Annotated in this window: 11 protein-coding genes; 7 read left to right on the forward strand and 4 right to left on the reverse strand. The window is 44.9% G+C overall.

Features of this window, described 5'->3' with window-relative positions; translation table 11 throughout:
- Window positions 1-17: 17 nt before the first annotated feature.
- Entirely contained in the window at window positions 18-2,345 is a 2,328-nt protein-coding gene (gene gshAB / locus EP58_RS09815) for a bifunctional glutamate--cysteine ligase GshA/glutathione synthetase GshB (protein ID WP_036093003.1), read from the reverse strand.
- Between the two features lie 198 nt (window positions 2,346-2,543).
- On the opposite strand from gshAB, the gene EP58_RS09820 reads away from it, so the two are divergent.
- The 7 genes from EP58_RS09820 (at window position 2,544) to EP58_RS09850 (ending at window position 8,347) form a co-directional block, all read left to right on the forward strand.
- Complete coding sequence (locus tag EP58_RS09820; RefSeq protein WP_036093004.1) at window positions 2,544-2,927, forward strand: GntR family transcriptional regulator; 384 nt, start codon at window positions 2,544-2,546, stop codon at window positions 2,925-2,927.
- On the forward strand, window positions 2,928-3,815 hold the full coding sequence (locus EP58_RS09825) for an ATP-binding cassette domain-containing protein (protein ID WP_036093005.1): 888 nt from the start codon (window positions 2,928-2,930) through the stop codon (window positions 3,813-3,815).
- Window positions 3,816-3,828: 13 nt separating this feature from the next.
- On the forward strand, window positions 3,829-4,917 hold the full coding sequence (locus tag EP58_RS09830) for an ABC transporter permease subunit (protein WP_036093006.1): 1,089 nt from the start codon (window positions 3,829-3,831) through the stop codon (window positions 4,915-4,917).
- Window positions 4,918-4,927: 10 nt separating this feature from the next.
- Window positions 4,928-6,025, forward strand: coding sequence for a hypothetical protein (locus EP58_RS09835; RefSeq protein ID WP_036093007.1), 1,098 nt, complete (start codon window positions 4,928-4,930; stop codon window positions 6,023-6,025).
- A 77-nt stretch (window positions 6,026-6,102) separates the two neighbouring features.
- Complete coding sequence (locus EP58_RS09840; protein ID WP_036093009.1) at window positions 6,103-6,762, forward strand: DUF1129 domain-containing protein; 660 nt, start codon at window positions 6,103-6,105, stop codon at window positions 6,760-6,762.
- A 140-nt stretch (window positions 6,763-6,902) separates the two neighbouring features.
- Complete coding sequence (locus tag EP58_RS09845; protein WP_036093010.1) at window positions 6,903-7,520, forward strand: NUDIX hydrolase; 618 nt, start codon at window positions 6,903-6,905, stop codon at window positions 7,518-7,520.
- Window positions 7,521-7,618: 98 nt separating this feature from the next.
- Window positions 7,619-8,347 carry a MurR/RpiR family transcriptional regulator gene (locus EP58_RS09850; RefSeq protein ID WP_036093012.1) on the forward strand — a complete coding sequence of 243 codons (729 nt, stop codon included), beginning with the start codon at window positions 7,619-7,621 and terminating at the stop codon, window positions 8,345-8,347.
- Window positions 8,348-8,389: 42 nt separating this feature from the next.
- Here the strand turns inward: EP58_RS09850 and EP58_RS09855 are convergent, their stop codons facing one another.
- The 3 genes from EP58_RS09855 to EP58_RS09865 form a co-directional block, all read right to left on the reverse strand.
- Window positions 8,390-9,268: an ROK family protein gene (locus EP58_RS09855; RefSeq protein ID WP_276329416.1), complete on the reverse strand. Its 879-nt coding sequence runs from the start codon at window positions 9,266-9,268 to the stop codon at window positions 8,390-8,392.
- Between the two features lie 12 nt (window positions 9,269-9,280).
- The gene (locus EP58_RS09860; RefSeq protein WP_036093014.1) at window positions 9,281-10,642 is read right to left on the reverse strand and encodes a PTS sugar transporter subunit IIC; all 1,362 of its coding nucleotides are present in this window, start codon (window positions 10,640-10,642) and stop codon (window positions 9,281-9,283) included.
- Between the two features lie 255 nt (window positions 10,643-10,897).
- Window positions 10,898-12,343, reverse strand: a complete 1,446-nt coding sequence (locus EP58_RS09865) for a glycoside hydrolase family 1 protein (RefSeq protein WP_036093016.1) — start codon at window positions 12,341-12,343, stop codon at window positions 10,898-10,900.
- Window positions 12,344-12,897 lie beyond the last annotated feature (554 nt).

The following is a 12,897-nucleotide window of genomic DNA, read 5'->3' on the forward strand; positions in this document are numbered from 1 at the left end:
CATGAGGTGTTCGCATATTATAGTTTATCTTTAAAAAGAAAGTCTAGAATGATATCGCCGATTCGGCGGTTTTCTCCTTGGTATGGGAAGGAGTGAATCTGGATGGCTGGGTTGAAGTTGAGTTCAATCACAGCATAGGGGCCGTTTGCGATTGTTTCACGTGAAACAATGATATCGACACCGCATAGATTCGCGTCAACGGCTTTGGCGCATTTAATCGCTAGCTCTTGGTAGTAGGGGTGAATCAGGTCTGTTACGTCGATGCTGTCACCGCCAGTACTTATATTTGAATTTTCGCGTAGATATACGATTTGGCCATCTTCAGGAACATCGGACATGCTGAATCCTTGCATGGAGAGCATGAGTGTTTCTTCTGGGCCTTTTTGGATTATTTCTAAAGGCTTGAGATGATCGGTGCCTCGTAATGGATCTAGGTTTTTTTCGTCGATGAGTTCTGAAATCGTACGTGTCCCGTCACCAGTGATATTGGCTGGTACGCGTTTTAGGATACCCGCGATTTTACCGTCGATAACTAGGAAACGGTATTCGTCGCCAGGGATGTAGGTCTCGATGATAACGGAAGAATCGTAGCCAAAAGCGATTTTTAGAGCTTCTTCGTAGTTTTCTTGGCTAAATCCGTCTTTGAAAATGCTGATTCCGATGCCAAAATTGGTTGATTTCGGCTTGATAACAATCGGTTTGTCGGCGAATAGTTCGAAGCTTTCGCGTGCAGTTTCAATATCTGAAAAATGCTGACCGTGTGGTACTTCGATGTCGTTTTCTGCTAGAATTTGTTTCGTGACGACTTTGTTTTCCATGATAAGAGCACTGATGTAGCTGTCGCGCGCGGTTTTCGTTGCTTGTTTGATGTATTCGACTTGATTTCCTTTTTCGAGACGAATGAAATTTTCTTCGCGGTCTAGGAGTTCAATGGATAAACCTTTTGTTACCGCGGATTTCAAAACGATTTGCGTGGAGAGTTCCATATCTTCGTAACCGATGAGCTTGTAAGCGTTCTGCATGCTTTGTTCTAGGTAGGTTTTCGCTTTTTCAAGGTTGAAGGATACGAATGATTCGGGTGTTGCTGTGATTTGTGACGCGATTGTTTTTTCTGGGTGTTGGCTTATGTCGCGTTGTGTCTCGATGATGCTTTCGAAATCGGTTGTGTCGGTTAGTTTTGCGACGTTTTCCATTTCTGTTAGGAGTTTTTCAACTGCTTGATCGAATGGGACTTCTACGCCGTTAACGTATATATCTGGCTTGGTTAAGCCGTTGCTCGCGATTCGCTCTTCGTTTTGGTCGGATTGTTCTTGTTGTATTTGGTCAAAAGCGGTGCTCTCGGTTAATAGGCCTGTGACTAGGAGCAGCTGGATAAAATGTAGCGTCTCTTTCGTGATACCGTTTGGGTCGAATGGGTTTAGATCCAATGAGCGGATTTCAATGTATTCGACGCCAGCTTTGGCAAGGCCTGCGAGTGATTGATCGGTATGGGCGTTTTTCATCCGAATTGGGTTGTAGAGTTCGCGCATACTGTCGATTTTCCCTTGATTAATCCACGATTCGATGCTTGAAATATAGCCGTCGAAGCTATCGTAGTCAACGTGAAGGGAACATTTATTTTTATACCCGGCGTGACTATTGCGCAGAGAGATACCATTTTTAAGCGCAAGGTCGGATGTTTCACGTGAAACTTCGTTGTCGGGAGTTTTATTCAGAAAATTTGGTAGATAGACTGGGCTTGCTCCTGTTAGGTAAAGTAGGAACCAGCGATTTTGCATGAAGTATTTGGCGACTTTGAGGTAAATCTGGTTTTTGAAGTCTTGTAGTGATTTTTCGCCGCCCATGCTTGTGTGTAGTCGTTCTAAAAAGTCATCTGAGAACGAGAAATTATAGTGAATACCGGAGAAAAGTTGAATTTTCTTGCCGTATTCGCGGGCTAGGTGCTCACGGTAGAGTCTGCTCGCTGAATTCGGATCTTGATAAACAGCTATTGGGATATCTTGTTCTGCTGGAAGGATTGGCGGGTTGCTGCTTGGCCATAAATATTCGTCACGAACCCGGTCTGATACGATATTTTGCAGGTTTTCCATGGATGTATATACTTCGTCAACCGAGCCGCTGACGGGTGTGATCATTTCGATTTGACTTTCCGAAAAATCGGTTTTGATGTAGGGATTTTCTTCTTTTAGGCCAAAAATGGCGGGGTGTGGTGTAAGTGATAAATTTCCGTTTTCATCTACTCGCACATTTTCTTTTTCAAGTCCAAAGTTTCCATTAAAGAGCCTTTTTTTCAAATCGGCGTGTTGTTCTAGTATTGGAAACAAATTGTCATTTTTATATAACACGATTTCACCTTCTTGTAGTCCATTTTGTTCAATAGCTTTATCTTACAATAATTATGAGCAATAGTATAGAAAATGGTTTTAGATTACCAATATTTCGTGATGAAACGTACAAGAAACATTTTTGAAACATTTGTAATATAAATCTTTACTTTTAGAAGTGTACTAGTTATAATAGGACACATGAGGAGAGTGATGGGGATGTATACGTTAGATTCTCAAAGTCATGTTCCGATTTATGAGCAGATTGTAGCCTTAATCAAGGGCTATTGCATCAGTGGAGTCCTACAGCCAGGCGAAAAATTGATGAGTGTTCGTGAAATGTCGACGCATATTTTAGTGAATCCTAATACGGTTGGTAAGGCATACAAGGAGTTAGAGCGGCTGGGGATTATTGAGACCAAGCTTGGAAAAGGCTCGTATGTAGCGTATGCTAGTGACAATAGTCCGAATGAAGAGGCGCTTGCGTTATTTAGACAGAATTTAGAGGAATTAGTTTTGGAAGCGAATTATTTACGAATCGAGGAACAGGAGCTGCAAGGTTTGGTGAGCGAATATTATACGAGCTTGGGAGTGGTGGAGTAGATGATTATCGATGGTGTCACGAAGCGGATTGAGGGCAATTTGGTATTGGAGGACATTTCTTTTGAGCTGAAGTCGGGTGAGATTACGGCGCTGATTGGACGCAATGGGGTTGGGAAAACGACGCTGTTCTCGATTATCGCGGGGATGTATTTGGCGGATGCGGGTCATGTGGCGATTGATGGGCAAGATTTACGCAAACATCCGGTGTTGAAGAAGAATATTTTCTTTTTGGAAGATAACATGAACTATTTTAATTCGTATAGTGTGAAGGCTGTTGTGAAAATTTATAAGAATGTTTACGCTACATTTGATGAGGAGTTTTTTGATTCGTTGATGGACCGTTTTGAATTGCCGAAAAAAGCGAAGGTGATGTCGTTTTCGAAGGGACGCAAGGCGTTATTTTTCATGATTTTGGCGTTTTCTTTGGATGTGCGTTATTTGTTGCTGGATGAGCCGATGGATGGGCTGGACGTGATTGTGAAGAAGCAGTTGTTGCAGTTTATTTTGGAGACGGTTGCGGATCGGAAAACGAGTGTGTTGATTGCCTCGCATCGCTTGGATGAGCTGGAAATGGTGGCGGATCGGGTGTTGGTTTTGAAGGGAACGACGCTGGAATTGGATTATTATTTGGAGTCGTTGCGTGACACGGCGTTGAAGATCCAGGTGGCGTTTAAGTCGAAGCATGTGCCTGTGTTTGTGAAAGAGGAATCAGAGCTTTTGCAGCGGAATGGGCGGATTTACACGTTGTTGGTGACGGAAAATACGGATGATTTCGTGAGCAAGGTTAGGATGGAAGAGCCGATTTTGTATCAGGAAATGGCGATTACGATTGAGGACGTTTTTACAATTCGATTGGCGGATGATAAGGTCGACTACTACGAGATTTGAGGGGTGAGGAGCATTGTTTAATAAGCATTTGTGGTTGAAGGAATGGCGCGGTGTGCGGTGGATTGTGGTTGTATTAATGTTGTTGTTTCTTTATGCGCAAACCGGTGGGCTTTACTCGGATACGGAGAGTTGGCAGTCGCAATATGACTATTTCCAATCGGATGGGTTTCAAAAAGAGCAAGAACAATCGCCGAGTGATGCAAAAATGACTCCGGAACAGGTGAAATCGAGTTTGACGTTGAACTATTTTACGACGGGATTTCCGGGTGATAAATTTTCGACGCAGTATACGATGTCTCAGTCCTATTTTGCGTTGAGTATTTTGGTGGTTATTCTGGGGCTGGCGATGGTTGGCTGGGAACGGTATACGCGAAAGGATCATTTTTCGTTGGCGGCGCCGTTTAAGCGTGGAAGTATGATTGGAACGAAGCTGCTGCTTGGTGGTTTGGCGATTACGGTGGGATATGGCATCAGCTTATGGCTGGGACTGTGGCATATGTTTCAGGTAATTCCGACTGAATATATTGACTTGGATATGCAAAAGGTGTATCTAGGATTAATCGGGAATTTGGGGACGTTTTTGTTGCTTTTTGTGGTGGCTGTTTTTGTGGGAACGGTGATGGGCGAGTTGCTGGCGACGGTTATTGCGATGCTTGTGATCACCATGATGCCGCGCTATCTTTATGTGGTTTGGTCGGTTTTGATGCAGCTGTTGTACCCTGATGTTGATGCAGAAAAATTGACGAATTGGACGTCGTATGCGAATGTATTTCTTGTTTTTGGGAATAGTGAGTTTGAGTATGGGCCGTTTATTTTGCAGCTGATTTTGCTTGTTTTGTTTGTAGTTGGGTCGGTGTTTTTCTATAAGCGGTATTCGATTGAGAATAATGGGAAGGTTTTGGCGTTCTCGTATTTGCGTATTCCGAGCGCGATTTTGATTTCGTTTGGTGGAGCTATTTTAGTCACGAATTTTTGGATGGGTGGTGGCTCGGCGGATGGGCCTTCGTTGACGGGTTTTCTCATTATATGTATCGGGTCGTTTATTGGATGCTTGGTGATTTGCTACATGGTGCTTTATAGAAATACATGGATGCGGAGATAGGGGTGATTTTATGTGGCAAAAGGGATTGTGGTACAAGGAGTGGCGGGGAATCAGGTGGGTCGTTCCGCTTGTTTTTCTGGTGTTTTTGTTGGCGTTTTTTGTGGGATTGGTGAATGAAACGGAGGCTTGGAATAAGAGCCAGGCGCATTATAAGTCGGAGGATTTTCAGTTGGAACAGGAGCTTGATCCGGATTTTGCGATGACGAAACAGGAGATTCGGGACGATTTGACGGTGCGTTATTTGGCGTATGAGACGAAGTTATCGGATAAAGTGGATCAGTATACATATTTTTTCTTTAGTTTTACGGTGAGTGTGCCGTTTACGTTGACGCTTGTTTTGGCGGTGATTCTTGGCATGTGTTCGGTGATTTTGGAGCGGTATACTCGTGGGAATCATTTCACAGCGGTGATGCCTTATTCTAAGAGGGCGATTCTAGGCGTGAAGGTGCTGCTTGGTTTTGCGGTCATTACGGTGAGTTATTTTGTGAGTTTGGGGCTTGGTGTGTGGTATTTTACGTCTCAGGTACCGGCAGAGTTCGTTGATTTTCACCAGCAAAAATTAATCATGGATGTGCTGGGAAGTTGGCTGGCGTATTTGTTGTTGTTTTTGTTGCCGATTGTTGTGGGTTATGTGATTGGTTCGCCGCTTGGTGGGATTTTGGTGACGGCTGGCTTGGTGTTGTTGCCGAGTACGATTTTGGCGTTTGTGGCTCATATTGAAAAGTTTTTAAATAAGGGTGTATCGGTGGAATCGGGATTTTGGAGTGACTATAGTCGGGTTCTGGAGCCGCTGGGATTCATTCGGCCGGCTTATGGACCGCTTATTTTGCAAGTGGGATTATTGGTTGGAGCGCTGGTTTTCGCGGGTGTTGTTGCGGAACGGGAGTCGCTTGAAACGAATGGGAGATTATTTGTTTTCCTCAAAATGCGGGCATGGGGAATTGGGATTGCAGCAATTTTGATTGGGATGTTCGTGGCGAATATGGTTCAGGACTTCGTGAAATTGACTGGAACGGCTGGTTTTGTCGGGTTCTTGGTGATTTTTGGTGTGAGTGTGGTTGGTTCTGTGTTTGTGGGGATTCGGTTTGTTTACGGGAAACGTTTGTAATTTTTCATAAATATATTTCTACTGGGATGTATATTGGGTTATAATAGAGGTAGTATGTTTGAGGGAGGATTTTATCGGTGACAACAGAAGCAGAAACAGTGAAGCCTGAGATTGGCGAGATGAAGGCGAATTTGACGAAGCGTAACTTGCAATATGTTCAGGAAGTGGAGAAGCATCTTCGCGAAACGGGGCAATATGGTGAGGAGCAACAGGCGAATTTGATCTATGAAATGGTGGAGAAAGTGCTTGAGAATCAGAAACAAGGTGTGACGGCTCGGAAATTATTCGACGTGACGCCTACGGAATATGTGAAAGCTTTGACTGTAAAAGCAGCGCCAGTTGGTGAAACGGCTGGGAAATGGTGGATTGCGCTGGATGGCGGCTTGCTCGTACTTGGTGCGATGATGCTGATCAGTGGTGTGAGCGCGATTTTTCAAGGGCAGACACTTGGCTTGGCCGTGCTATTCGTGACGTTCCTTGTCGGTGGTGGTGCGATGATGGTATTGCGTAAATACGCGGGTGCCATGCGTCAAGGTGAGAAGGGCGGAACGTGGAAGTATCTCGTGATCGCGATGGTGGTTATTCTTGTGTGGATGACGATTATGACGGTCGTGCAGGTGGTTGTTCCGGCGAAATGGAATATAGCGTTAGAGCCATATCCGACTGTTATTGTTGGGGTAGCGCTGTTGGCATTGCGTTTCTATTTGAAGAGAAAGAAAAATATACCGAATTTATAAATGATGTTGATGCTGTTTCTTGAATAGGAGCAGCATCTTTTATTGTTGGGTTGTTCGAAATAAAATGAGTTACAACCCCAATGTAAGCGTGAGTAAAGCGAACGGTTAATCCATACCATATCAAACATGAAAGGGTGATTATGATGGTAGAAAAGTTGAAAATATTTAATCTGGAGCATCAGCAAATTGGGACGGCGAGCCGAGATGACGTGCATCACAAAGGTTTGTGGCATGAGACGTTTCATTGTTGGTTTGTGTCGGAGGATTTGACGCGGATTTTTATTCAGTATCGGAGTGAGCGGAAAAAGGATTTTGCGGGGCTGTATGATATTACGGCGGCGGGGCATTTGACGGAGGATGAGACGGTTTTAGAAGGGATTCGTGAGGTGAAGGAGGAGCTTGGTGTTGATGTGGCTTTTGATGCGTTGGTATCGCTTGGTGTGATTGATACGAGCTATGTTTCACCGGGATTTGTGGATCGGGAGTTTTGCCATGTGTTTTTGTATCGATTTGCTGGGAATTTGGCGGATTTCAGGTTGCAGGAGGAAGAGGTCGGTGGAATGGTGACGGCGAATTTGCAGGAATTTCGGGCATTTTTTAAAGGGGAGTCGGACGGGCTTCGTGTGGAGGGATTTAAGTTGCGCGATGCTGGGATTGAGGTTGTGAATGAGGTGCTGGGGATGCGTCAGTTCACGTTGGAAGAGAATAATTATTATGGGAAATTAGTGAACGCGATGGAGTTGCGGGGAATATTATAGGAATGTTTGATTATTTCCCGGGAAATAACGGCTAGCTTTTCATTTTGGAATATGACATAATGAAGTCGTGAAACCTTTAGTTGAAAGGGTGGTAATGGATGTTTCCTTATGAAATTGTGAGTAAGTTTACTGAGACGGAGATGCATTTATACAGATACATAATGGATAATTCTGAAAAGGTGATGTACATGCGGGTGCGCGAATTGGCGGATGAAACGCATGTCTCGGCGGCTTCGATTGTTCGTTTTACAAGGAAGCTTGGCTATGATGGTTTTTCGGAGTTTAAGGTGCAGTTGAAACAGGCATCGAAGGAGAAAACGAGGACAAAAACGGCGGATACGATTGAGGTTTTGGAGGAGTTTTTCGAGCGAACGTTGCGTCGGGATTATGATGTGAGTTTGGATAAGGCTGTCGACATTATTGATGATGCGCAGTTGGTTGTGTTTGTGGGGATCGGGACGTCGGGAATTCTCGCGGAATATGGCTCGCGGTTTTTCTCGAATTTGCAGAAGCGGACGTTTTACATTAAGGACCCGTTTTACCCGAACGCGGCGCAGCAATTTGATAATGCGGTGATGGTGATTTTGTCGGTTTCGGGTGAGACGCCGCAGGTTATTTTGCAGGCGCAGAACATGAAGCAGTACGGGAGCAAGATTATCAGCATTACGAATTCTAGCAAAAATACGTTGGCAGGGTTGTCGGATGTGAATATTCCTTACTTTGTGACGCAGGAAATGATTCATGAGACGAATATTACGACGCAGATTCCGGTGTTGTTTTTGCTGGAGGCGATGGCGAAGAAGACGTATAATCGGCACCAAATATAAATAAGGCGGAAAATTCCTAATCTGGAGTTTTCCGCCTTATTTTTAGATTTCTGTCAACAACAAATGATGATATACTGCGCCGAGTAGACCGGCTTGGTTTTTGTGTGAGACGAGTTCGAGTTCGGTGTCACGTAGACCGAAGAAGGCCATGTGATGTTTGAGCTCGTCTAGGAACGTTGGCCGGTCGGTGATGCCGCCGCCGATGAAGATGTGGCTCGGATCGAAGCAGTAAATCAGGTTGTATAGGCCGGTGCAAAGGCCGTTGTAGAAGTCGTGAATCAGTTTCCCAGCGATTGGGTCGTGATTGTCGTACGCTGCGAAAATTTCTTCACCAGTGACTTCGTTTAGGTTTTTGCCTGTATGTGCGGCGTATTGGCGACGCAAAACGAGTAGCGTAGTGGTTTGGTTCATTGTATAGTTACCGGGTTCGTAGCTGCCAGGTCGGTCGCTGAATAGGTAACCGAATTCGCCGGCGCGGAACCGGGAGCCGCTATATAGTTTGCCGTCTATGAAAATGCCACCACCGATGCCTGTTCCGATTGTCATGCAGAGAAAATTGTCCAAGTCTTGCGCGCCGCCAAGCCATTTTTCGCAAAGGGCTACGCAATTGGCGTCATTTTCAACGGTGACAGGAAGGCCGGTTTTTTCTTCTAAGTATTCGCGAATGGGAAAATTATCGAAGGCACGGATTGCGCCACCCATCGTGATAAATCCAGTTTTCGGATTGATGTAGCCGGGCGCGCTGATTGCAACGCCCGCCACATCGTGTTTTTTCGTATACTCTGAAATCCCTGCTAATATCAGTTCGCCGTCAAAATCAGGGATTGTCATTTTTTCGTGTTGGAGAATATCGCCTTCACTCGAAACAAGTCCCATTTTCAAGGTTGTTCCGCCGATATCAAATGCTGCCAGGTTTTTCAAATTTTTCAACTCCTATTTTTCAGTTGCTACTGCTGATTCTGTTGCGTTCGCGTCCATTTGTGCGTCACTTGCCGCGACTTTATTGGATACGAGTACGAATGGTAGGTAACAGATGGTCGCGACGGCCAAACAGAGCAGTCCGACGAGCAGTGCCAGCCAATTTCCTCCGGTGCCTAGGAACGGAATCAGTGGGCCTGGTGTTGTCCAAGGCACTTGATACGCGACTGGCGGAATAATTTTGAAGTGGATGAAGAAGTAACCGATGAGCGTGTTGATCGCTGGAACAAAGATGAACGGAATCACCATGATCGGATTCAGTACGATTGGAAGACCGAAAATAACTGGTTCGTTGATGTTGAACAAGCCCGGCGCAATCGATAGTTTCGCGATATCGCGGTGATCGGCACGTTTGGAAGCAATGAAAATCGCGATCAGAAGACCGAGCGTCATTCCCGAACCACCATAGTTCGCAAAAGCGTCATTTAGACCTGCCCAAGTTGTTGGGTAAGGCGCGCCCCATGCGGAACCGTGCTGTGCGACATAGTTCAAGTTTGCCAAGTTAGGCTCTGTGAAAATGGTATCGCGGATCGCAGCAATCGTGTTCGGACCGTGAATCCCGAGAACCCATAGTAAGTTGGAAATAAATCCAAGTAATAGGACAGAATAAATATTCGTACCCATGTCTTTAAGTGGCGATTGAATAACCGTATAAACGAGGTCATGCAAGCCTTCTGGAGCGATTAAAGTGATCAAGTAGTTCAAAACAGAGAACAAAATCATCACGAGAATAACTGGAATCAAAACTTTGAAAGAACGCGAAACGGCTGGTGGCACTTGGGCTGGCATTTTGATGGTAAGTCTCGGCGCACGTGCAAGACGGCTGAACACTTCCCCAGTAATAATACCAACGATTAGTGCTACGAACAGGCCTTGCGCTCCTAAGAATTTTGTAGTCATGTATGCTTGGTTTTCGACAACAAGATACGGCGTGTAGATGATGAAAAAGGCACCGATCGCTGTCAAACCACATAAAAGATCATCCTGTTGGAAAAAGATTGCGAGATTCCGTGCTACTAAAAAGGTGATAAGTATGGCCATAATATTGGTGGAACCTTGCAGTACCGGCGCAAAAATAGCTTGAGCCTCCGCGAGATTCGGGAAAATCTTACCTAAGAATAGGATTTTAGCGATGAAACCATCTGGACTAAGCACTGCGAAGTTGATTAAAAGGATAATTGACCCTGCCATGATTAAAGGAAAAACTAAAATAAATGCATCACGAATCGCAGCAATATGCCGCTGTGAATTCAATTTGTTGGCAACTGGTACTAGCGCTTTCTCCATTCCGTGTTCGAACTTTGTCATTAAACTCATTTGAGAACCTCCTATTTTGAAAAGCTGAAGAAGCCCGTTAGACCCGAAAAAATTTGTTAGGGGGCGCAGTGAAAACCTTCTTTTGGTTTTTACGGAGGGCCCGAAAATTTCGAGGGTCTGGCTTCTGAAGCTGGATCCGGAGGCGCTAAACTAGACGCCTCACATGACCAACCCTGTTAACGCTTTCTTTATACTCTGATAAACCAAGCTCACGAAACGCATTTGGGGTACGCCTCGCAAACTTGACTCCCAATTTTACTCTTTAATCAAATTTGCCCCATTTTCTTCAATCGTCTTTTTATACCAATAGAAACTGTCTTTTTTGTAACGTGCTAACTCTTTTTCATCATTTTCATCGCGGTCTACGTACACGAAACCGTAACGTTTTTGATAGCCGTTGAGCCAGCTGAGTAGATCTGTAAACGACCATGTGCAGTAGCCAAGCATTTCCACGCCATCGGTAATTGCTTCTTGAATTGCAATGGAATGGGCGCGAATGTAGTCGATGCGGTACTCGTCATGGATTTCGTTTCCTTCTTCTAATGTATCATATTCGCCGAGCCCGTTCTCAGTTATAAGTATCGGCAAACGGTAACGACTCGCGATACGGCGAAGGCCAACGCGGAGACCGGTCGGATCGATATCCCAATCCCAGTTGGTTTTTTCAAGGTATGGATTATTAACATGACGGTAAACGCCAGGAAGTCCGCTTTCTTGTGTGGAGCCTTTTTCACCGGTCGTATTCATTTTACCAACGCCAACGCCATCAAGCGGGTTCGCCGCGTTCGTCATTGTGCGGTAATAATTGACGCCCATGAAATCTGGTTTTCCTTTTTTGAGAAGTTCGGTGTCGCCAGGTTCAACTTCCGGTGCAAAACCGTTTTCCTCGAGCCAATTCCAAACCGCGATCGGATATTCGCCCCATGTGTAGACGTCCATCCAAAGGTGCGCGTTGAATTCCTCGCTGTTATCAGCCGCTAACGCGTTCTCCGGTTTGCCGTCAATCGCGTAATTCGGTCCGTAGGCAAAACTTGGGCCGATTTTGCCGTCCATGCCTAGTTCGCGGAATTTTGCGATGGCTGATGCGTTGGAGAGGTTGGCAATGTGATTCGCTTGGAACATCCGTTTGTCGTCGGTCAGGCCGGGCGGGTGTAGCGCCAACTTGTAGCCGTGCGAGATGAAAACGTTCTGTTCGTTCAGCGTCACCCAGTATTTGACGCGATCACCGTAGCGCTTGAAGCAAACCTCGGCGTAATCGGTGAAATCTTGGATAATGCGACGCGATTCCCAGCCGCCGTACTCGTCTTGAATGGCTTGCGGGATATCCCAATGGTAAAGCGTGATGACCGGCGTAATATTGTTTGCTACGAGCTCATCAACGAGTGCGTCATAAAACGCGAGACCAGCTTCGTTCGCTTCGCCGTGGCCTTTCGGGAAGATACGACTCCACGCGATGGAGAACCGGTAAGCCTTCAGACCTTGTTCAGCCATCAGCGCAACGTCCTCTTTAAAGCGGTGATAGTGATCGACTGCCACATCGCCGTTCGTTCCTTTAAAAGTTTTGCCAGGAATGTGGACAAATTCATCCCAGACAGACGGGCCTTTACCCTCTGTGTCCCAAGCACCTTCGACCTGATAAGCCGCAGACGCCGAGCCCCAAAGAAAATCCTTTGGGAATGGTTTTAACGTTTTGTGTTGCATAATGCACCTCCGAAAAATTATCGAGCTTGATTAGAAAGCATGTTTTGCGGGCTTTCTGTATAGATTAAATGTAAACGGTTTCGAGTCGGATGTAAATATGAATTGGTGAATTGGGTTGATGTTTCAGTGAGTTGGAATATGTTTCATGTGGGAAACGCCTTGTTTCATATGAGGGGATAATATCCAATATTTAGGGTGGGTATCGGCGTTCAGGATCAAAAAACAAGCGTTTAGGACTAAAACGGTTTTTCGATTATTTTTTGTGATAGAATTTACATCGGTATCAAAAGTATCAATTTCAATTTGGGAGACTTTTGGTATTTACAAAAAGAACAAACGTTCGTATAATGGTTAAGAGATCAAGAAAGGTGGGGATGTCATTTTGGAGGGCTTTATGCGGGATATAGCGGAATTGAATAAATTTATAGTTAGAAATAGAATAAAAGAATAATTTTTTAGAAAAAAACGAAAAAAAGCATTGTTTTCCAATAATTGATATGATATCTTGGAGTTTGGTGAAAGCGTTCACCAAAATGAGATGGTAAGAAAAATAC

The organism is Paenilisteria newyorkensis, from assembly GCF_000766145.1.
Lineage (GTDB): Bacteria > Bacillota > Bacilli > Lactobacillales > Listeriaceae > Listeria_A > Listeria_A newyorkensis.